The organism is Streptomyces sp. NPDC056580 (genome assembly GCF_042793175.1).
Lineage (GTDB): Bacteria > Actinomycetota > Actinomycetes > Streptomycetales > Streptomycetaceae > Streptomyces.
In genome coordinates this window covers 332,591-352,828 of the sequence record NZ_JBHTVE010000007.1, presented here as the reverse complement: position 1 = coordinate 352,828, position 20,238 = coordinate 332,591, and the positions used below count along the sequence as shown (strand labels likewise).

General features: G+C 70.3%; 19 protein-coding genes and 4 pseudogenes. 14 read left to right on the top strand and 9 right to left on the bottom strand.

Annotation, left to right across the window (positions count from 1 at the left end; all coding sequences use genetic code 11):
- Positions 1-108 precede the first annotated feature (108 nt).
- The 3 genes and pseudogenes from ACFQ9Z_RS18100 to ACFQ9Z_RS18090 form a co-directional block, all read right to left on the bottom strand.
- Positions 109-300 (bottom strand): hypothetical protein, encoded by a 192-nt coding sequence (locus ACFQ9Z_RS18100; RefSeq protein ID WP_383018077.1) that lies wholly within the window; start codon positions 298-300, stop codon positions 109-111.
- Positions 301-413: 113 nt separating this feature from the next.
- Positions 414-1,305, bottom strand: a pseudogene (locus tag ACFQ9Z_RS18095) (4Fe-4S domain-containing protein).
- A gap of 74 nt (positions 1,306-1,379) precedes the next feature.
- The gene (locus tag ACFQ9Z_RS18090; RefSeq protein WP_383018074.1) at positions 1,380-1,568 is read right to left on the bottom strand and encodes a hypothetical protein; all 189 of its coding nucleotides are present in this window, start codon (positions 1,566-1,568) and stop codon (positions 1,380-1,382) included.
- Positions 1,569-1,805: 237 nt separating this feature from the next.
- Here ACFQ9Z_RS18090 and ACFQ9Z_RS18085 point away from each other — a divergent pair, with 237 nt between their 5' ends.
- The 4 genes and pseudogenes from ACFQ9Z_RS18085 to ACFQ9Z_RS18070 all read left to right on the top strand — a co-directional run.
- Positions 1,806-2,024, top strand: coding sequence for a hypothetical protein (locus ACFQ9Z_RS18085; protein ID WP_383018071.1), 219 nt, complete (start codon positions 1,806-1,808; stop codon positions 2,022-2,024).
- 213 nt (positions 2,025-2,237) lie between these two features.
- Positions 2,238-2,516, top strand: a complete 279-nt coding sequence (locus ACFQ9Z_RS18080; protein ID WP_383018068.1) for a hypothetical protein — start codon at positions 2,238-2,240, stop codon at positions 2,514-2,516.
- A complete protein-coding gene (locus ACFQ9Z_RS18075) occupies positions 2,516-2,821 on the top strand; it encodes a hypothetical protein (RefSeq protein ID WP_383018065.1) in 306 nt (101 codons plus the stop codon). Before ACFQ9Z_RS18080 ends, ACFQ9Z_RS18075 begins: the two co-directional genes overlap by 1 nt.
- Positions 2,822-3,058: 237 nt before the next feature.
- A pseudogene (locus ACFQ9Z_RS18070) lies at positions 3,059-3,442 on the top strand (TetR/AcrR family transcriptional regulator C-terminal domain-containing protein); the annotation flags it as partial.
- Between the two features lie 144 nt (positions 3,443-3,586).
- Here the strand turns inward: ACFQ9Z_RS18070 and ACFQ9Z_RS18065 are convergent.
- Positions 3,587-4,447, bottom strand: a complete 861-nt coding sequence (locus ACFQ9Z_RS18065) for a helix-turn-helix transcriptional regulator (protein ID WP_383018061.1) — start codon at positions 4,445-4,447, stop codon at positions 3,587-3,589.
- 86 nt (positions 4,448-4,533) lie between these two features.
- Here ACFQ9Z_RS18065 and ACFQ9Z_RS18060 point away from each other — a divergent pair, with 86 nt between their 5' ends.
- The 3 genes from ACFQ9Z_RS18060 to ACFQ9Z_RS18050 are packed head-to-tail and all read left to right on the top strand — an operon-like array spanning position 4,534 to position 6,444.
- Positions 4,534-5,289: an SDR family oxidoreductase gene (locus ACFQ9Z_RS18060; RefSeq protein WP_383018058.1), complete on the top strand. Its 756-nt coding sequence runs from the start codon at positions 4,534-4,536 to the stop codon at positions 5,287-5,289.
- Positions 5,286-6,191 (top strand): SDR family oxidoreductase, encoded by a 906-nt coding sequence (locus ACFQ9Z_RS18055; RefSeq protein ID WP_383018054.1) that lies wholly within the window; start codon positions 5,286-5,288, stop codon positions 6,189-6,191. Before ACFQ9Z_RS18060 ends, ACFQ9Z_RS18055 begins: the two co-directional genes overlap by 4 nt.
- A gap of 43 nt (positions 6,192-6,234) precedes the next feature.
- Entirely contained in the window at positions 6,235-6,444 is a 210-nt protein-coding gene (locus ACFQ9Z_RS18050; RefSeq protein WP_143633858.1) for a 4-oxalocrotonate tautomerase family protein, read from the top strand.
- Between the two features lie 29 nt (positions 6,445-6,473).
- Here ACFQ9Z_RS18050 and ACFQ9Z_RS18045 read toward each other — a convergent pair.
- Positions 6,474-6,638 (bottom strand): annotated as a pseudogene (locus ACFQ9Z_RS18045) (IS1380 family transposase); the annotation flags it as partial.
- A 218-nt stretch (positions 6,639-6,856) separates the two neighbouring features.
- Positions 6,857-7,750 carry a glycoside hydrolase family 19 protein gene (locus ACFQ9Z_RS18040; protein ID WP_383018051.1) on the bottom strand — a complete coding sequence of 298 codons (894 nt, stop codon included), beginning with the start codon at positions 7,748-7,750 and terminating at the stop codon, positions 6,857-6,859.
- 304 nt (positions 7,751-8,054) lie between these two features.
- Here ACFQ9Z_RS18040 and ACFQ9Z_RS18035 point away from each other — a divergent pair.
- The 3 genes and pseudogenes from ACFQ9Z_RS18035 to ACFQ9Z_RS18025 form a co-directional block, all read left to right on the top strand.
- Positions 8,055-8,511: pseudogene (locus ACFQ9Z_RS18035) on the top strand (substrate-binding domain-containing protein); the annotation flags it as partial.
- A gap of 250 nt (positions 8,512-8,761) precedes the next feature.
- Positions 8,762-10,039, top strand: coding sequence for a family 16 glycosylhydrolase (locus tag ACFQ9Z_RS18030; protein ID WP_383018048.1), 1,278 nt, complete (start codon positions 8,762-8,764; stop codon positions 10,037-10,039).
- 89 nt (positions 10,040-10,128) lie between these two features.
- Entirely contained in the window at positions 10,129-11,331 is a 1,203-nt protein-coding gene (locus ACFQ9Z_RS18025) for a glycoside hydrolase family 64 protein (protein WP_383018045.1), read from the top strand.
- Between the two features lie 460 nt (positions 11,332-11,791).
- Here ACFQ9Z_RS18025 and ACFQ9Z_RS18020 read toward each other — a convergent pair whose 3' ends face one another.
- The 3 genes from ACFQ9Z_RS18020 to ACFQ9Z_RS18010 form a co-directional block, all read right to left on the bottom strand.
- Complete coding sequence (locus tag ACFQ9Z_RS18020) at positions 11,792-12,334, bottom strand: DUF4232 domain-containing protein (protein WP_383018042.1); 543 nt, start codon at positions 12,332-12,334, stop codon at positions 11,792-11,794.
- Positions 12,335-12,603: 269 nt separating this feature from the next.
- Positions 12,604-14,253 (bottom strand): peptidoglycan-binding protein, encoded by a 1,650-nt coding sequence (locus tag ACFQ9Z_RS18015; RefSeq protein ID WP_383018039.1) that lies wholly within the window; start codon positions 14,251-14,253, stop codon positions 12,604-12,606.
- Positions 14,254-14,354: 101 nt separating this feature from the next.
- Positions 14,355-14,801, bottom strand: a complete 447-nt coding sequence (locus ACFQ9Z_RS18010) for a peptidoglycan-binding protein (RefSeq protein WP_383018036.1) — start codon at positions 14,799-14,801, stop codon at positions 14,355-14,357.
- Between the two features lie 289 nt (positions 14,802-15,090).
- On the opposite strand from ACFQ9Z_RS18010, the gene ACFQ9Z_RS18005 reads away from it, so the two are divergent.
- The 4 genes from ACFQ9Z_RS18005 to ACFQ9Z_RS17990 all read left to right on the top strand — a co-directional run bounded on the left by ACFQ9Z_RS18005 (position 15,091) and on the right by ACFQ9Z_RS17990 (position 20,184).
- The gene (locus ACFQ9Z_RS18005; RefSeq protein WP_383018033.1) at positions 15,091-15,930 is read left to right on the top strand and encodes a peptidoglycan-binding protein; all 840 of its coding nucleotides are present in this window, start codon (positions 15,091-15,093) and stop codon (positions 15,928-15,930) included.
- Positions 15,927-16,868, top strand: a complete 942-nt coding sequence (locus tag ACFQ9Z_RS18000; RefSeq protein ID WP_383018030.1) for a DUF2690 domain-containing protein — start codon at positions 15,927-15,929, stop codon at positions 16,866-16,868. The genes ACFQ9Z_RS18005 and ACFQ9Z_RS18000 overlap by 4 nt, the downstream gene beginning before the upstream one ends.
- A gap of 184 nt (positions 16,869-17,052) precedes the next feature.
- Positions 17,053-17,520: a hypothetical protein gene (locus ACFQ9Z_RS17995; protein ID WP_383018027.1), complete on the top strand. Its 468-nt coding sequence runs from the start codon at positions 17,053-17,055 to the stop codon at positions 17,518-17,520.
- 402 nt (positions 17,521-17,922) lie between these two features.
- On the top strand, positions 17,923-20,184 hold the full coding sequence (locus ACFQ9Z_RS17990; protein WP_383018024.1) for an FUSC family protein: 2,262 nt from the start codon (positions 17,923-17,925) through the stop codon (positions 20,182-20,184).
- Positions 20,185-20,238 lie beyond the last annotated feature (54 nt).

The following is a 20,238-nucleotide window of genomic DNA, read 5'->3' as shown; positions in this document are numbered from 1 at the left end:
AACGGCCGCATCAGGACGACGCAGGGGTACGCGGCCCTCGCGCCCGGGTGCGGCCTTCGGCGGCTACTGTCGCTACTGAAGCTTCTGCCGCTATTGCCGCTACGGCGCCTACGGCCGGTGTGCCGGCGGGTCCGTGGCGGTGGGCCGCCCGTCGCGCCCGCCGGCCAGGGCGAGGTTGAGTATCCGCCCGACCAGGCCCGCGTGGCTCAGCAGCGGCGGCGGTTCGACAACCACCGCACGCCTGTCGTCAGGGACGGCCTCCTGCGCGGAGGGCCAGGGGAACAGCTGGGCTTCTGCCATCGGTCACCTCGTCGTCCGCGGGCGCCGGGAGATATCCCCGGCCGGATCCCCGCCAGGCTCGCGCAGCGCCCTACACGACGACTGGACCGGCGGTGGACGCCGGCCGGACCCGCTCACCACCGCACGGCCGTGAAGTCCACCGGACGCGGCGCGAGCCGCCCCGTGCGCTCGGCCAGCCCGCGCAGCCGTACGGTCATGGCGTCGGCGTCGAGCCGGCGGTACCCCCCCGTGACCGGGCAGCAGCCACTCGAAACGCAGCCGGCCGACGGCCCGGGCCAGCGACTCGGCCAGCACCTCGATCGAGTACCAGGTGACACTCTCGGCCACCTCCAGGTCGCCCGTGGTGCGCGACCAGTAGAAGCTGTCGCCGCTGAAGCAGTACCGGTCGTCGGCGAGATACAGCATGCTGCCCCGCGTGTGCCCCGGGAACGGCAGCGCGGTCACGCCCTCCACGACGGTCACCGCCTCGATTCCGCGGACCACCCGGTCCGCGTCCGGAGCGGCCTCCCGATCGCCCTCGTGGATCCACAGCCGGGCCCCGAGCCGGTCCGCCCACTGCCGTCCGTGAGCCGCGTGGTCACGATGCGTCAGCAGCACGTCCGTGACCGGCCCGAGTGCCTCGTGGCGCGCGGCGAGGTCCTCGCCCCAGCGCGGTGTGTCCACCATGACGGAGCTGCCGTCCCCACGGCGCAGCAGATACGAGGCGGCGCCGGCGGTCCGCCGCGCATGGTGCCCGCACAGGTACACCCGCTCGTCCAGGGCCAGCGGGAACGGGTCGTGCTCCGCCTCGAGCCGCCCCGACGGCGGCCGTACGGACCGGGTGGGACAGGCGTGCGCGGCCCGCTGCAGCAGCCCGGCCTCCTCGTCCGTCCGCGGCTGCCGCACCACGACCGACCGCCCGCCGGCCTCCTCGATCAGCCCGGGCGCGAGCTGCCGGGCGGCATCGCAGTTGATGCACCGCGAGTCCACCCTCCACCCGCCTCCTCCACCCTCCACCGCACCCATCTCCCGAGGCCTCCCGCATCCGCTCCGCTCGCGACCGCCCCACCCTCGCGCGCCCCCGCCCGGGGCCCCGCCATTCACTCGACCGACGACGTGTCACCCGACCACATGTACGCGGTCACGGACGCGCGTTCGTCCCGGGGGAGCGGCAGGGCGAGGCGGGTCCAGGCGCGGACGGCTGCGCACTGGACGGTTTTGGGGAGGGCGTGGGTGCCCGCCTGGCTGGCCTCGTGGACGGACAGAGTCTCCAGGACTCTCACGGCCATGACAGGCGAGTTCGAGGATCGGCACGGCTTCCGCCCTGGGCCAACGAGGTCCGGCCGGCTGACCACGATGATCAAGCGGCGGCTCGCGGGCTTGCCCAAGCCACCCTTGTACCAGCTGACCTTGTCATCTTCTACGACAGCATCGGCGAGGTCACTTGGGCGGACGTCGGCAACGGCTACTTCCTCGCGCCAGCCAGTGACGTCCTGCAGCGGCTCCAGGAGGACGGCATCGTCGACATGGGCACAGACCGAAAGGTCCATGGCCTGGTCATCGGCTCGAACGGCGGCGGCCTGGCCTACGTCGCGGGTCCTGACGGGGCGGTCTACCGGACAGGGACGGCGTCGCTGGACGCGCCGGAGCTCGACAAGGTGGCCGATGACCTACGGCAGTTCCTGGAGCTGCTGGAGCACTCCCTGACACGGTTCATCGCCGCCGGCGAGACGGGAAACCTGTAACCGCAGGCACCAAGCGCCCATTCTGTTAGGCACTGTTGGGGGCTTCGTCTGTCTGTCAGACCAACTGCGCGGTGGCATAGGAGGTTGAAAGGGCTCAGTGTGCAGCACATGGCCTCTGCTGCGCAGAAGAACCACTGAACTAAGCCACGCTACAGCGATTGGACGTAGGGTCGCAGACACGTCCAGGGGCTGTACGTGACGCGAGGGGCACGAGTGAACACTAGTGAAGAGGTGCTGGGTCAGCACGGCGATGCTCGGCTACCAGCCATTCCGCGCACCATCGCTGCCATTGCGCAGGCTCTCGGCTCAGATCGGCGCGCTGAGTTTCATACCGCTGTCTACCATGCTCGGCAGGGGGCCGAGTTGGACTCTGTACTCATGACATGGTGGCTCGAGGCGATGTTTGAAATGCTTCCCGGTCGTGATCGTCGACTCGATGACACGGTTGCCGGTGTGGGTCTTGTCGAGTTGGAACCCGAGACGGAAGCGTGATGACCTTGTCTCAAGGATGGACTGCGGTCACTCAGGTCACGGCGTCCAAGGTGCTGAGTCAGATGCGTAACGAGGGTTCTGTGGACCTGCATGACAAAATCGTGCGTTTCCTGCGAGCCCTCGCATTGGAAGTCGGCAGTGCCGTTGAGGCCGGTAATCCACCGCCTGGTCTGCCTATGACCATTCGAGGCGTCACCTGGTACAGCCTTGCTGTAGCCGATGATCCAGTGTTCTTCAATTACAGCGTCTACCCGAACGAACTACAGATCAGGGTGTGTGACCTCATCTGGGTGGCAACCTCCTGAGCGGCCCTGCGCACACATTCCTACCCTGTCCGGCACGGCGACGCTGTGCAACGACCGCGGTCGGTTCGTCGACGGGGTCTCCTGGCGACACCACCGCGGACCGCCACTGCCCCCTTTGCGAGTGGCGGTAAGTGACGCCGGCCGGTGAGCCGACGCCCCATGATGGGCCTCCCCACCGATGGGGGAGGCCCATCTGCCGTCCTAGGCCACGGCGCCGAGGCCATTGGCGTAGGCCTGCAGCGCGCCCACATGCTGCGCCACCCCTGGCTGCCCGCCGCCTTGTTCACCCGTCGCGTTCCGGGGCCCAACAAGCTGGCCTTTCTGGAACACGTGCTCGCCGTCCTGCGGCCCACCGGACTGGACGGTGTGGCGAAGCTGGAAGTCTTCGCCCAGATCACCGCATTCGTGGCCGGGCACGTCGCCCATGAGATCGCGCAGGCCGGCGTCTCGCGGTCACCGGAGCGGGCCGCGGCCGAGGGCCGCTACCTCGCCGCTGTCGCCGCCGAAGGCCGCCATCCGGAACTCGCTGAAGCTCTTGGCGCCCCCGGACGTCCCCTCGCTCCCGACGCCACCTTCAGCCGGTTCCTCAACCGTCTGATCGACGGCCTCGACAGCGACTGATGCCCGCAGCGGTGCCGGCCGTCCCGGCTCACGGACCACTGAGGAACAGACCATCGCGACCACCGCTGCGACGCCCTGGACGAGGCGGTCCGGAACATTTCGGACCGACCTACCGTCGGCACCCCGAAAACGGCCGGCCGCCCCTCAGCCGGCCTGCGCGGAGATGTCCTGGTTGCCGACGACCGTGAGCAGGTCGAGCAGGCCGGCGCTGTCGGTGCCGATCGCGGGGGTGAACCAGAGCAGCCGCTGCCGGCCGTCCTCGCTGAACAGGTTGAGGCAGTTGACCTCGATCAGCCCGATGGTGGGGTGGATGAGGCGTTTGCGATCACTGCGCCGGAACGCCACGTCGTGCCGCGCCCACAGGGCCGCGAACTCGGGGGAGAGGTCGAGCAGTGAAGCGATCATCGAACTCGCCTCGGTGTCCTTCGCCTCCCGCCGGGCGGCGGCCGCCCGCAGGTCGGCGACGAAGGCGCGGGACTGGTGCTCGTGATCGGCCTCGGGGTACAGCTCCCGGGCTTCCGCTTCGGTGAACCACCGGTAGACGAAGCTCGCCCGAGTCCCGCGGAGACCGGACTGATCCCCGAGCAGGGCCACCGCGAGCGGATTCTGCACGAGGGGGACGTGCAGATCGGTGATGACCTGGGCGGGTGTCGACGGCATGCGCTGCAGCAGGTCGAGCATGCCGGGGTGGACGTGCGAGGCGGCCCCGCCGTGCGCGGGCACCGTACGGTCGGCCAGGTGGTAGAGGTGGTCACGCTCGTCGGCGGTCAGGCGCAGCGCCCTCGCCAGCGCCGCGACCATCTGCTCGGAGGGCTGGGAGCCGGCTCCGCGTTCGAGCTCGTTGTAGTAGTCCACCGATGCTCCGGCGAGCTGGGCGACCTCGTCACGCCGCAGCCCGGGCACCCGGCGCCTGGGCCCGGTGGGCAGTCCGACGTCGGCCGGCCGGATGCGCTCGCGCCGCGAGCGCAGGAAGGCACCCAGTTCGGTGTACTTGGCGGAACCCATGTCCTCCATTCTGCGCCCGGTGGGGTCGCGGACACAGGGGATGACATCCCCTGGTTGCGCTGATCGACGCCGCTCACCATAGAGGCGTGAACACAACTTCCCCTCGAGCCAGGGCCACACGGGTCGCCGTCGTCACCGGCGGGTCACGCGGTATCGGCCGGGCGGTCTCCCGGGAACTCGCCCGGGACGGCCTGGCCGTCGTGGTGAACTACGCGCAGGACGCGGCCGCCGCCGAGGAGACGGTCGCGGCCGTCACAGCCGACGGCGGGCGGGCGATCGCCGTGCAGGGTGACGTGGCGGACGAGAAGGCGATGGCCACGCTCTTCGACCGGGCGGAGCAGGAGTTCGGCGGCGTGGACGTCGTCGTCAGCTCCGCCGGCCGGCTCTCCCTGTCACCGATCGCCGACCTCGACCTGACCGTGCTCGACGCCGTGTACCGCACCAACATCCGAGGCACCTTCGTCGTCGCCCAGCAGGCCGCACGGCGACTGCGGGACGGCGGCTCCTTCGTGGGCTTCTCCACCTCCGTCGTCGGTACACAGTTCCCCGGTTACGGCGCGTACGCGGCCAGCAAGGGCGCCGTCGAGGTCATGACGCTGATCCTCGCCCGCGAGTTGCGTGGCCGGGACATCACCGTGAACACCGTCGCTCCCGGGCCCACCGCCACGGACCTCTTCCTCAGGGACAAGACGGACGACGAGGTCGACCGGCTCGCCAAGACGCCGCCGCTGCAACGGCTGGGCACGCCCGAGGACATCGCCCGGGTCGTCACCTTCCTGGCCGGCCCGCAGGGACACTGGGTGAACGGGCAGGTCCTGCGCGCCAACGGAGGCCTGGTGTGACCGCGCAAGCGAGCGTCGTGGTCGTCACCGGCGCCTCCAGCGGCTTCGGCAACCTCACGGCACGGGCCCTGGCCGAGGCCGGTCACACCGTCTACGCCGGCATGCGCGCCACCACCGGCCGCAACGCCCCGGCCGCCGTGGCCCTCGCCGAGCTGAGCGAGGAACGCGGTGTGCGGGTCACCGCCGTCGACATGGACGTCCAGGACCAGCAGTCCGTCGACGCCGCCGTCGACCGGGTGCTGACGGAGCAGGGACGCGTCGACGCCGTGGTGCACAACGCCGGCCACATGGTCCTCGGACCGGCCGAGGCGTTCACCGTGGACCAGCTCGCCGAGGTCTACGACGTCAACGTGCTCTCCACGCAACGGGTGAACCGCGCCGTGCTGCCGGCCATGCGTGAGCGGGGACGGGGGCTGCTCGTGTGGGTCGGGTCCTCCTCGACCCGTGGCGGACACCCACCGTTCCACGGGCCCTACTTCGCCGCCAAGGCCGCCATGGACGCCCTCGCCGAGAGCTACGCCGCCGAGGTGATGAAGTTCGGCATCGAGACCACCCTCGTCATCCCGGGCGCCTACCCGAGCGGCACGAACCACTTCGCTCACGCCGGCGCCCCGGCCGACAGCACGTCCGCCGCCGCCTACGACGCGGCCTACGGACAGCTCAAGGACTCGATGACCGAGGCGCTGAGCGCCGTCTTCCCGGCCGGGCGCGAAGCGGACGAGGTGGCCGGCGAGATCGCCCGCGTCATCGGCCTGCCCCACGGCGAGCGGCCGTTCCGCACCCACGTCGACCCCAGCCGGGACGGCAGCGAGGTGGTGTCGGCCGTGTACGACCGGATCCGCGCCGAGTTCTTCCGCCGCATCGGCATCGGTGAACTGCTCACCTCGCACGCCGCCCTCTGAGCCACTGCCCCGCACCGATCAAGAACACCAAGGAGACATACCCATGCCGTTCGCGCACTTCAAGGTTCCTGCCGGCACCGTCACCGCCGAGGACAAGAAGAAGATCATCGAGCGCACCACCGACCTCTACGCGGAGATCTACGGTGAACGAGCCCGCCCCACCACCGTCGTCCTGGTCGACGAAGTCACCGACGGAGGCTGGGGTGTCGCCGGCAACGTCCTGACAGCGGCGATGCTCGACGACGGCGCCTGATCCGCACGAGGGCCCAGCTTCTGGCCGAGAACATACCGCTCTCCTCGCCACGGCGCGAGCGCCGCCGATATCGCCTGGTCCAGGCCGGTCTTGCGGACCGTCTCGACCAGCAGCACGGCCCCGGCCTGGGACACCACCCCACGGCCACCGTCCTCGACGCGGACGCGTGGATAGGACCCGATACGCTTCTTCACCTGGGAAGTGCCTCCGGCGGTGCCAGGAACAAGGACCTCGACAATCCTCATTCCTGCTGGGCAGAGGCACTTTTCGCTTACCTGACCGCCCGTCGACAGCCCGCTTCATGAGCGGGAGGTCGAGGAGCAGTAGGCCGCCGGGCACCGCTGCCGGCGGCACGCCCGCCGCTCCGTGCCTCGGGCGGGCCACTGGGCCCGCCCGAGGCATGGGCCGCGCGTCAGCAGTAGAGGTTGGAGCCCGCGGAGGTGCCCAGGATCTGCACGAACCGCTGGTAGGCGTCCACGCGGCTCTGCACCTGCGCGGGGTTCTTGCCGTCGCACTCCAGGGAGCCGTTGATGCTGCGGATGGTCTGGCCGAATCCGGCACCGTTGACCATGGCGTTGTGCGGAGTCATCGAGCCCGGTCCGGTCTGGGTGTTCCAGTACCAGAGCCCCGTCTTCCAGGCGACCGAGGCGTCAGTCTGCACCAGGTTCGGGTTGTGGAGCAGGTCGATGCCGAGCGCGTCGCCCGCGGCCTTGTAGTTGAAGTTCCAGCTGAGCTGGATGGGCCCACGGCCGTAATAGGCGGACTGGCCGGCCGGACAGCCGTACGGCTGGCTCCAGTCGCAGTAGTGCGGGTAGTTGGCGGTGTTCTGCTCCACCACGTAGACCAGGCCGCCGGTCTCGTGACTGACGTTGGCGAGGAAGGCCGCGGCCTCCTGCTTCTTGACGGTGTCGCTGCCGGTGTTCGCGAAGCCCGGGTAGGCGCTGAGCGCGGCCTTGAGACCGCTGTAAGTGTAGAAGGAGTTCCGGTTGGGGAACATCTGGTTGAACTGCGCCTCGCTCACGACGAAGCTGCCGGAGGGATCGGTCGGGCCGCCGCCGTCGCAGGCGTACGGGTCCCAGAACCAGGTGCTGATGGTGGGGTCGTAACCCGGGTTGTCGTGTTCGGCGATGTACGTCTTGCCGTCGGTGTAGCGGACGATGTCGCCGGTGACGTAGGCCTTGCCGGCCGTCCAGTTGGGGTAGCTGGAGCAGGACGCGGCGGAGGCGCCGGTGGCCGGCAGCAGCGCCGGAGCGGCGGCTCCGATCACGATCGCGGTCATGAGCGCGGACAGGCGGCGCTTCGACATTGAGTAACTCCTTCGAGCCAGGCTGCACCGGGGCGAGGCAATCCTGCAGGGGGCCGGCCATGCCGTCCGGGCGCCTTGAGCGGGGGGTGTGGGAGCCATACTCGACGGCTTGATGCGCACCGGTCAAGGTATAGACCAATATTGCTGACAGCGTTGGTGAGGAAGACTCGATCGCGCCGGTACGGGATGTGACGGGTCGTGGTGGCGTGGGCGGACGCTTACCGGGCCCGAGTGGTTCTGCATGTGACCGGTGTGCTCAAGTGCCGGTCTGGCGAGGGCATGCAGCCCGGCTGGCGGGTCAGGGCGCGGGTACCGGGGCCCCATGCTCGCGGTCGGCCTCGATCTGTTCCTGCTGCGGGAGGGGGCCTTCACCGAGCCGAGCGGAGCGGCCGCCGTGGCCGCACTCCTGGCGGACCGCCGGACCTTGACGGGGTGTTCGCCGCCAACGACAACATGGGAGCGGGAGCGCTGCGCACCTTGCGGGAGGCCGGCCGACCGGTCCCCCCGACGGCGCTGTCGTGGGCTTCGACGACCTGGCCGTCGCCCGGACCGCCGATCCACCGATGACCACCGTCCATCAGCCCGTCACGGCTCTCGGACGGGGCGAGCCCGCCGAGGTCACGCGGAGTGCGGTGTCTTCTGTCCGAATCCGAATGGCGATGTCATACGCGGGTTCGAGTGCGGCCCTTGTGCGCGAATGCGGCCACATCGCCGGAATTGGCCATTCCGATGGGCGTCCAGCACGGAGCCGCTTCCTTTAAGGGAGGCTTAAACACTCCTTAAGCGGCCTTGACTCTCGAATCACTTTTCAAGTAACCGCAGTTCAAACGGTGTTGAGCGCGCTGGGGACAAGTTGGCCGAGGTGACCGTCGTGCGTACCATCGGGGTCCACCCGCGGCCCACCGCAATCGAGAGAGCGCTCTCTGGCCGAACGCTCTTCCTCCTCGTCCGCGGCCCGCCGTACGGGCAGAACCACCTGGATCCCCCACAAGACAAGGTGTCATCCCAGCCATGGCAGCTCATCGCGCTCGGCGGTGGACGCTCGGCGGACTGGTCTCACTGGTCGCCGCCGCTCTCGTCACCGCCGTCCTCATCACAACGACCGGTTCCGGCGCGAACCGGGCCAGCGCCGCACCCACCGCGGTGACCTGGTCCGAGGACTTCGACGGCAGCGCCGGAAGCGCCCCCGACCCCGCCAAGTGGACGCTCGAGACCGGTGGTTCGGGCAACGGCAACCACGAGCTGCAGTACTACACACCGGGCAACCGGAACGCCGCCCTGGACGGCGAAGGCCACCTGGTGATCACGGCGCGCAAGAACACCGACTCCGGACTGCAGTGCTGGAACGGCACGTGCCAGTACTCGTCGGCCCGGCTCAACACGGCCCGCACCTTCAGCCAGGCGTACGGCCACTTCGAGTCCCGCATCAAGATCCCGCGCGGCCAGGGTGTCTGGCCGGCCTTCTGGATGCTCGGCAACGACCTCGGGAGCGCGGGCTGGCCCAACAGCGGCGAGATCGACATCATGGAGAACGTCGGATACGAGCCCGGCGTGGTCCACGGCACCATCCACGGCCCCGGCTATTCCGGCTCCGGCGGCCTCGGCGCCGCCTACACCCTGCCCGACGGCAAGGCGTTCGCCGACGACTTCCACGTCTTCGCCGTCGACTGGAGCCCGACGGCGATCACCTGGTCGGTGGACGGCCACGTCTACGAGACCCGCACGCCGGCCGACCTCGGCGGCAAGAAGTGGGTCTACGACCACCCGTTCTTCCTCATCCTGAACCTCGCCGTCGGCGGCGACTGGCCCGGCAGCCCCGACTCGGCCACCTCCTTCCCGCAGACGATGACCATCGACTACGTCCGCGTCTCGACCTCCGACACGGGCGGCTCGACCCCGTCGACGGGCAAGAGCGGTGCCATCAAGGGCATCGGCGGTATGTGCGTCGACGTCGCCGGCGCCTCCACCGCGGACGCGACGCCGATCCAACTGCACGACTGCACCGGTGCCGACGCCCAGAAGTGGACGCTGGGCAGTGACGGCACCGTCCGCGCGCTGGGCAAGTGCCTCGACGTGCGCGGCGGTGCCACCGGGGACGGCACCCCCGTCCAGCTCTACACCTGCAACGGCAGCAAGGCCCAGCAGTGGACCTACACCGCCGCCCACGACCTGACCAACGTCGGGGCGGACAAGTGCCTGGACACCACGGGCGGTTCGGCCGCCGACGGCACTCGGCTGCAGATCTGGACCTGCCGCGGCACCGCCGACCAGAAGTGGACCGTGGGCTGACGCGCAGGGCGGACGACCCACCCCACCAACCCCTACCCACCCCCACACTCGCCTCGTAGAGGCACATGTACCAACGAAAGGCACGGCACATGGCAGCACGTCACCAGCGCAGTCTCACCCGCCGCAAGCTGTTCTTCGCCCTGGGCGGAGCGGCGGTGGCCGCCCCCGCCGTCGCGGCCCTCGGCCCCTACGCCCTCGCCGGTCCGGCGGACAACGGCACGAAGGCCGCCGTGGCGGGCGCGCTGCCGCTGACGATCGTCAACGACAGCGGCTCGTTCGACAACGCCTCGGTGCACGTCTACATCGTCGGCACCCAGGACGGGAAGCAGGTACGGGTCACCCCTGACGGCACCCTGGCCCCGATAGCCCTGTCCGACAACGGCGCGGACGGCTTCACCGACTACGCCCTCGCCCTGCCCGCGAGCGGAGAGGCCACCCTCAAGCTCCCCTATATGTCCGGCCGCATATACGTGTCGCTCGGGCAGAAGCTGAAGTTCAAGGTCGTCAAGGACGGCAACGGAAACCCGGCACTGCAGTACCCCGCCGGCTGGGTGACCTCCGACCCCAACTACCGCGTACTGCACGACTGCGCCGAGTTCACCCACAACGCCGCGGGCATGTTCTGCAACACGACCATGGTCGACATGTTCAGCGTGCCGATGAGCATCCGGCTGACCGGAGCCAAGGACCAGACCACGGGCACCCTGCGCGACGGCGGACGGGCTTCGGTGTTCAGCGCGGTCAAGCAGGTCGCGGAGTTCGCCCCGCTCGTCGTCGACGACCTGCGCGTCATCGCTCCCGGACACGGCCTGGACGCGGGCCTGTTCGCCAAGGACTACTTCGCCCCGTACATCGACCAGGTGTGGAGCACCTACACCGGCAAGGACCTCAAGGTCACCACCAACGCGGGCACCTTCACGGGCCGGGTGCGCGCCGACAGGTTCACGTTCGACGGTCCGGCCCCGGTCGCCTTCGGCAAGCCGTCCACCCGTGACGTGCTCTTCTGCGACGGCAACCTCGCCGCGCCGAACGACGGCACCACCGGTCCTGTCGCCGCCGTCCTGGGCGCCGGCTTCAACCGCTCCACCCTCCTCAGCAACCCCGACCAGCCCGTCACCGACGCCTCGGCCTTCTACCGGACCGACCTCACCAACCACTACGCGAAAGCCATCCACGCGGCGACGCAGGACGGCAAGGCCTACGGCTTCGCCTTCGACGACGTCGCCGACTTCGCCTCCTACATCCAGGACACCGCGCCCACCGGGATCCGGCTGACCCTGACACGGCTCTGACGCCCGCCTTGTCGCGGACCGAATCGCGCCGCTGACACCGGCCGATCCGGTCCGCGCCCGGCGGAGGGCCCCCATCGACGGCACCTGGACGGCATCTCCGCCTCAGCGCTGCGCCGGCCCCGGTGACCAGCGCGGTGTTCCGGACCTGACCGGTGGGTTCGCTGCCTGCTCGGTTCAGTCGCCCTCATGACCGCCACGCCAGACTTTCGCATCGACGTCAGGGTCAAGCCCGCGGCCGGGGCAGGTGGGCGAGAGGGAGCGGCATGCGGATCGGTGAGCTCCAGGCCTCCTGGCGAACCAGGCGTATGGCTGCGCTGCTACCTCGACCGCACCAAGAGCCCACGGCGTGGTCGACCCGACCACGGGTTCGACCACGGCGTAGGGCTCATGGCGAGCCAGGGTCCTCGCCGAACAGCGGTACTTGCGCTACGCCGAGGCCGCGCGGATCCGGTGCGGGGGACTACTGTCCGACCGGGTTGAGGTAGGTGCCCGGGTGGGTGGCGCCGTCCTGCTTCAGGATCTGGCCGCCGAACGGCCACTTCAGGGTGAAGTGCCTCGTCTCGTTCGGCGGGGTGACCAGGAACGTCGCGGGGACGAACTTCTCCTTCTGCGGCGTGGACCTGGCAACGGGGAGCAGGCTGATGCTGAAGTCCGTCGTGTCCCCCCGCCCCAGGGTGATCTTCGTGGGCCTCTTGGAGGAGCGCACCAGGGACCAGGTGCCGTCGGTCCTCTGGGCGCCGACCATGTCGACACCGGCGAAGCCGGACAGGGTGCAGGTCCGGTTGCTCTTGTTGGTGAACCAGATGAACGCCTGCGTCTGCTTCCCGGTCCGCCCCATCTCCGGCTTTGCGTCGTCCCCGGTGGCGAAACCGGCCTTCAGGTCGGTGGTGTGGCAACGCGTCGGCGCGGCCTTGACGGTGGCGGCCGAGGCCGGGACGGCGGCGACGGCGGTGCCGCCGGCGACGATCGCCGCAAGGGCCACGGTAATCATTTTGGTCTTCATGACGTGTTCGGTTCCCCTCGAATACGACTCGGTGCGCGAGGTCAGTGCGCACCCACGCACCTGTAGACGCTCGATGCCCGGCTGAGGTTCGTTGCGCCGGACTGTTTCTCCTCTTCGCAGTGCTGCCCGGGTGGCGGCCGGGCAGCAGGTGCGTAGCAGTTGGCCACCGCCCTGCTCGAAGGGTCTTGCCGAAGTCCCACAGCAGGCCGCCGCCGCTGTGCGCCCGGACGCCGTCGCCGCACTCCTGGCCTGACCCGTGACGGGGTCGTTCAGCGGACCCGGATGAAGACCACGTCGTAACCACTGTTCGTGGAACGGGTCTTGACGTAGACGCCGTCGCCGCCGCCGTTGGGGTTGCTGGTGTTGCCCTCGACGGTGGTGAAGGACGGGCCGCCGGAGACCGTGCGGACGATGCCTACGTGCTCGTTGCCGCCGGTGAAGTCGCTCCCGCCGTCCCAGTCGAAGGCCACGATGTCACCGGGCTGGGGGTTGGTGGTCACCGACAGGTGGTAGTTGCCGGCCCGGGCCTGCTTGACCCAGCCCGAGACGTAGGAGTTCCGGTAGGAGCTGGCGCCCGTCTGCTTGGCCACCCAGCTCACGAACGTCGCGCACCAGGCGTAGTTGCTCGTGGACAGCGACAGGCCCACGGACGCCCCGTAGCTGTTCGCGCGGGCGCTGCCCTCGGCCGTGCCGACCTCGGCCTCGGCCACGTCGAGGATCTTGGCGTAGCCGCCGCCCGGGGCAGGCGACGACGGCGGGGTGACCGCGCCGTACAGGGCGGCCTTCGTGTTCGGTCCCACGTGGCCGTCGACCGCGAGGCCCTTCTCGGCCTGGAAGTCCCGGACGGCGCTGTCGGTGAGCGGACCGAAGTCACCGTCGACGGCGAGATCGGCACCGTGGTGGTTGAGCAGGCTCTGCAACTCCGTGACACAACCGCTGCGCTGGCCCTGCACGATCTCGTTCGGGCAGGAGGCGGAGGTGAGGTTTACCGGCGCCGGGGCGCCGTTGCCGCCGCCCCCGCCGATGTTCGCGTACAGGGCGGCCTTGGTGTTCGGTCCGACCTGACCGTCGGCGGACAGGCCGCTCGCGGACTGGAACGCCTTCACGGCCGTCAGGGTCTGCGGGCCGAAGCTGCCGTCGACGTCGACGCTCTGGCCCTTGCCGTTCAGCAGGGACTGCAGCGTGGCGACACACCCGCCGCTCTGCCCTTCCACGATGTTCTGCGGGCAGGACGCCGACCGCAGGTCCAGGCCCGTGGACGGCGACTCGTCGGTGTCGTACAGCGCCCGCTTGGTGTTCGTGCCGACCTGGCCGTCGGCCGTGAGCCCGTGGGCGGACTGGAAGGCGCGGACGGCGCTCGCCGTGCCGGCGCCGAAGTCACCGTCCACGTCGACCGTGTAGCCGTGGTGGAGGAGCAGCCGCTGGAGCTCGGTGACGCAACCCCCCTTGGCGCCCTGGACGATGTTCGCCGGGCAGGAGGAGGAGTTCAGGTTGACGGGGGCGGGCGCCGAGCCGCCGGTCGCGTACAGCTTGCTCTTCGTCGCGGGACCCACCCGGCCGTCCACGGCGATGGCGGTGGCGGCCTGGTACTCACGGACGGCGTACAGCGTGGCCGCTCCGAACTGCCCGTCCACCGTCAGACCGGCGCCGTGCGCGTTGAGCAGGTTCTGCAACTCGGTGACGCAGCCGCTCGTCTGGCCCTGCACGATTTCAACGGGGCAGGACGCGGAGGTCAGCTTGACCGGCGCCGGAGCCGCGGCCGCGGGATGCGCGCCGAGTACGAGGCCGGCTGAGACCATGGCCGCGGTGGCGGCGAAGGTCGTCCCGACGCGGATCCGCCAGCCGGCTGCGGCACGGCGCGTGGCCCGGCGGGGTGGGGTGCCGTCTCCGGCGCGGACGAGGGGCGCGAGTCTTCCCATGGCGGCGAGGTTCTCCTTCGGTTGCGGGCGAGGGGGGAAGAGCGCCGCGGCCCGTCCTTGCGGATCAAGGACGGGCCGCGGTCGTACTCTCGACGACTGGCTCAGGCGGCGAAGCGCTTGAACGCCGCCCGGGTGGCCGAGCCGGCGATGCCGTCGATGTCACCGGTGTAGCCGTAGTCGGCCTTCAGCAGACGCTGCAGGGCTTTGATGGTGTTGGGGCCGGGGTCCCCGTCGATGTCACCGGTGTAGCCCCAGTACTTCGCGAGGCAGCGCTGGAAGGCCTTCCAGCTGTTGGTGCCCAACTGCCCGTCGATGGAGCCCGTGTAGCCCCAGTAGTCCGCGAGGAACTCCTGGACGTTCTTGGCCTCGGCCGTGGTCAGGCCGAAGTTCTGCGTCGCGGCCAGGGCGGTGGCCTGCGCTGCCGTCGCCGTCTGCGCGGTGGGCACGGTCGCCGCGAAGCTGGTGCCCGCGGTCGCCACACTGCCGGCGGCGAGCCCGGCAACGGCCACGAGGCCGGCGATGGTCCTGCCCAGAGCGTTCGGTCGCATGCGTTCCTCTTTCGGTTGTGGGGTGTGCGCGCCGCTCCCGTCTCTCCTGCCCGACGGGAGCGGCGGCGAGACCAAAGGTGCAGGGTGCGTGGGCCCGAGGGCCACAGCTGCGGGACCGATGACGACCGAACGGGACGACCCTCCTCCTGACCTGCAGGAACATGCTGCAGTGGGACGGCATGACGGGACGGCGTGTGGGCCCGCTGTGACAGATGTGGCGGGTTCGTGCAGAATGCGCAGCAGCGGAAGGGGGGCCGCCGACCACGCTCGTGACCGCTCTGGGGGAAACATGCCGCGCTCCAAGGCGCTGCCCGCCGAACTGGACCCTCATGCCAGGCAGTTGGTGACCCGCTTACGCCGGCTGAAGGACCGAGACGAGCTGACCCTGCGGCACCTCGCGGCCAAGACCGGCTACAGCGCCAAGTCGTGGGAGCGCTACCTCGGCGGTACGTCCCTGCCGCCCCGAGAGGCGGTGGAGGCCCTGACCCGGATCACGGGCGCCGACCCGGCCCCCCTGCTCGCGCTGCGGGAGATAGCCGCCGGCTCCTGGGACAGCCGCCGTACCCGGCCCGCGGCGGAAACGCGGCCCGTGGAGCAGGACGCGGTAGACGGAGCAGGCGAACCAGCGGACGTTGACGAAGCGGAGGAGACAAGGGGAGAGGAGCGGGAATCACCGGGCAGGCCCACGGCGTCTCGTCCCGCCGGCCCCGCCCGCTTCCCGCACCTGGCCCTCACAGCGGGCCTGGCCGCCCTGGTCGTGGCTCTCGGGGCCGCGTTGCTGCTCGTGCTGCGCCTCGACGGCGACGCCGCTCCCGCGCACGTCGCCGCCGCGCCCTCCAGCGCCGCGGTCTCCGCGCCGCCCGCCTACGCCTGTCACATCACGCGCGTCGACGGCCGGTGGTCGGCCGGCATCAACCACGGCCGCGACCTGGAGATCGGTTACGGCGCCACGGGCGCCGACGTCGCCGAGGCGCAGTGCCTGCTGCGCCGGGCGGGCATCTCACCTGGCGGCATAGACGGCATGTTCGGCCCGTTGACACTGCGGGCGGTCAAGACGTTCCAGGCGCGGGCGGGCCTGGTCGCCGACGGCATGGTCGGGCCGCGCTCGTGGAAGGCGCTGCGCGGATGACGCGGAGCACACCCTCACCACCGGGTGCCCGACTGGCGGCCGTGCTGCGGGAGTTGAAGGACGGCACCGGCCTGAGCCTGGCACAGCTCGCGGACGCGACCACCTTCAGCAAGTCGTCCTGGCAGCGTTATCTGAACGGCGGAAGCCTGCCACCGCGCAGCGCGGTCGTCGAGCTGTGCCGTCTCGCGGGCGAACCCGCGGACCACCCGTTGGCCCTCCTGGACATCGCCCGAACGGACCGGACGTCCCGCGCTTCCCACGACACGGAGCCTGCGGTGGGCAGGCCACCGGTCGCACCGGTCCAACAGCACACCGGCGCGCCGGAGGAAGCCCCGACCCCGAGTCCGGTCCCGGCCGCCGCCCCGAGCGGCACAGCCCCGGCCGACACCGCCGTCACCCACCCCACCCCGTCCCCACACCACCGCACCACCCTCCTCACCGCTCTCGCCTCGCTGCTCGCCTTGGCCCTGGGCGCGCTCGTCCTCCTCCACCTCCTCCCACCGCACCGCGAGCAGGCCCAACCGCCCCCCGCGCCGGCCTCCTCCACCACCGGCCCGCTCTGCCGGCACGGCTCCTGTCAGGACAAGGATCCGCTCACGACGCGCTGCGGCGCCGAACCGCAGACGCTCGCCGAGCACGAGACCGCCACGGGAGCCTGGATCCAGATCCGCTACAGCCCCGCATGCGGGACCAGTTGGGCCCGGATGTGGGGTGCGGCCATGGACGACCGGGTCGAGGTCCGGGCGGGCGGCACCAACGGCCCGGGCCACAGCGCCCGGGTCACCAACCGCACCGAAGCGGACACCTACGTCCACACCCTCATGAGCGTGGTGGAACCCCGTACATCGTTGCAAGCCTGCTTCACCCCGGCGAAGGGCGGCGTGAAGGAGTGCTTCGGGGCCGTCGCGGGCGTCGCGGCGGCCGGCGCGGTCCCTTGACCGGCGGTGGCGCGTCACCCGCTGCAGCGAAGGCCGCTGAAGTGCTGCGGAGCTGCGCAGATTCATTGAGCACTGCGTAGTTTCAGTGGTTGATGGTCGGCTTTCGGTCTTCAGTGTTCGCAGTTCTGTTTCAGTGCCGCACCGTGCCTGGTATCGGCGGGTCGGTTGGTCGTTCGGTGAATCCATGGCGCTGCGGGAGGACGATGGCCGGCACGCCTGCCGGACGCTCTGGGAGCGTGCCGGTCGGCATGTCTGGTGGCGCTGGGCCGACCGGCAGGACGGGCCTTTGGAGGCCTACCTGGTGCCGGAGCTATGCCGCCAGCAGGTGGTCCGTCGCCAGCTGGTCAGCCGCCGTTCCATCGGGCGTCTGCTCCAGGTGACCCACCGCACCGTCATCAGCCTCGCCGACGCGGCGGAGCCGGAAGACCACTTTCACGGCCAGTGGCAGTACAACAGCACCTCCGTCCTCGACGAGTGCAAGTCCTACCTGGACGAACGTTGCACGAGGGCTGCACCAGCGCCTGGAAGCTCTGGGAGGAGCTCGTTCCCTTGGGCCATCGAGGCAGCAAGATCGCCCCCTTCCCGGCGTAGCCCCCTACGCCAGTGGACCGCGCAGGGCGTGGCGCGGCAAGTCCGGCACGCCCTGGAGTGACCGCTCGACGGCGACGGCTGACGCCGAACCCTTCGACCGGCAAGATCAACGCCGCGTCGGCTGGCACACCGGGCGAGGACTGGCAGTCTTGAGGGAGGTGCAGCCGCCGGCGGAACACGGTGATCGCGGTGCATGCGGGTACCCGTCTGGTCGAGGGTGCCCGGCCGCGCCGGGTGGTCCGCCCGCACGCCGGTCGGCGGCCGCACGAAAGCCGTTACGGGGGGCCGGAACGCTTCTGGAGGCCCAGCCACGGACCAGGACAGCGCGCAGCAACGAGTACCCGCAGGCACTCTGGGGCCGGCCGGGCGGGTCGAAGATGTCTGGAGGTCGGCCTGGGACCGGGTCATCGCCTCCGATCCCGGGTTCATCCGGCTGCTGAACGCGCTGCGCATCGTCTTGAGCGTGCTGCTGTCCGTCGCCGTGATGCGTGCCCTGCACATCCCTCTCCCGCGCCTGATCACCGGTGCGACGGCGGCGGAGGTCTTCTCGTTCGCCGTCTCCGATCCGCACCGGCGGGATCAGGCGATCACGCTGGCTCTGGGACTGCCGACCGGTCTGGCCGCGCTGGCTTTCGGAACCCTCCTGGTGCACCACCGATTGGCGAGCGACGTGGTCTGCGTCCTGGTGATCTTCGCGGCCGCTTACGCGCGACGGTTCAGCAAACGGTGCAAAGCGTTGGGCGTCATCGCCTTCCAGATGTTCTTCATCACCCAGTTCGTCAGGCCTCCCCCGCAGTGGCTGCCTCGGCTGTGCCTGCTGCTGGTGATCGGTGCGGTCTGCAGCGCGGTGGTGAGGTTCGGGCTCGTCCCGACGTCGCCGCAGGGCACCCTGCAACGACTGCTCGAGGCGTTCCGCGCGCGACTGGTGCAGCACCTCGAGGCAGTCATCGACCTGGCTCGGCAGAAGCCGGGAACACCCGGCGCCGAACGGGCCGTGCGCCGTCTGCGGCGGCGCACGGCTGCCCTGCATCAGGCAGCACTGATGATCCAGGACCACTTGGACGACACGATCCGGGAGCACTGCACGGCAGCCCATGTCCAGCGGCGCATCGCCGAGGCGGAAGTCGCCGCCGAACACCTGGCGGTCCTGCTGACAGGGGCGCTCGGCCTGCAGGGGGTCAATCCCGTCGCCAGCGACATCACCGAGCGCACCGGCCGCGTGCCACCGGCCGTCTCGGCACCGCTGCGCACGGCCGACGAGCAGGTCATCCACCGTCTCATCGCCGATCTGCACGCGCTGAAAGTGGTCGCCGGGCGGCCTCCCGGCAGCGACCAAGGTGTCGGCCTGAAGATCGTGCGGGACCGGCTCCTGAGCTACCGCGACGACGCACGGCTGCCCGACGCGCCCCCCGCCGTGCAGGACGTGTTCCGGGCGATCGGCGACGTCAGCCGAGCCCTGCTCGGCCTGCGCCTGGCCCTGACCGCGCCCGACGAGAGCGAGGAGAGTCCGGATGACAGCCCCGAGACCGTGCGCTGCCGGGAGGAGCTGCAGACCGAGGACGCCGTCCTCGACGCCGAGGACGCCCTGAGGGAGAAGTCCGAGGAGGAGGGCGAACCGGCCGGCCTGGAACGCACGACCACCCGCATCGCCGTGCAGGTTTCCCTCGCCTCGGCCCTCGCGATCGTGGGTGGCGAACTGCTGTCGCCGCAGCGCTGGTACTGGGCCGTCTTCACCTGCTGGGTGGTGTTCGTCAACACCTCCTCGTCCGGAGAAATCCTGGTCAAAGGGTCCCGGCGCCTGGTGGGCACCCTGCTCGGCGTCCTGGCCGGAATCGGCTTGGCCGGCCTGGTCGGCAACCAGCCCTGGGTCGCGTTCACGCTGGTCATGCTGTGCCTGTTCGGGACTTTCTACGCGATCTCCTACGCGGTGGTGTCCTTCTTCGTCACCGCCATGATCGGGTTGCTTTACACGCTGTTGCACAGCTTCACCCCGGACCTGCTCGTGATACGGCTGGGTGAGTCCGCCCTGGGCGCCGCCTGTGCGGTCGTGGTGGGCCTGGTGGTGTTGCCGGTGCGGACGCAGGAACGCACCGAGGAGCAGATCCGCGAAGTGCTGTCACGACTGCGTGAGGTGACCGGCCAGGGTGTGGCCGAGCTCGGCGGCGGTCGCCCCGTCGACCTGCTCCACCGTTCACGGGCCTTGGACAGCGCACTGGCCGATCTGAGGACCACCACACTGCCGCTGCGCCATCCGATCAACCCCCTGCGCCGTCGCCGGCGGCTCACCCGCTACGTCCTGGGACTGCTGGAGACGGCCGCCTACCACGCACGCAACCTCGCGGCCATGGCCCAGCCCGCGCCAGGCAGCCGGGGGATCGTGAGCGATGGGCGGCTGTCCGAGGCGGCAGGACGCGTAGACCGCAACATCGGCGCGCTCATCGACTGCCTGCAGACCAAGGGTGGCTGCCGGGAGCCTCTCGACGCCGAGGCGGGAACCGCCACCGCGGAGAAGGACTCCCAAGCCCCTAACGCCCTCGGATCCGGAAGGCGGGCGGCGCCTGAGACGGAGCAGCAGCGAAACCGACTCACTCAGGTGGCACTGCGCCATCTGCAGCGGGTGGACGAAGACGTCCTGGGACTCGCCCGCCCGCTCGGCATGGGATTCAAGGAACAGCACGCCGAGCCGGACACCCGGCCGGCGGAGACAGCTGCCGCGGGCCGGTAGGACGCGGGCGCACGCGGTGGGCGATCGCGGCGGGGGTCGGACTGGCGAGGCGTC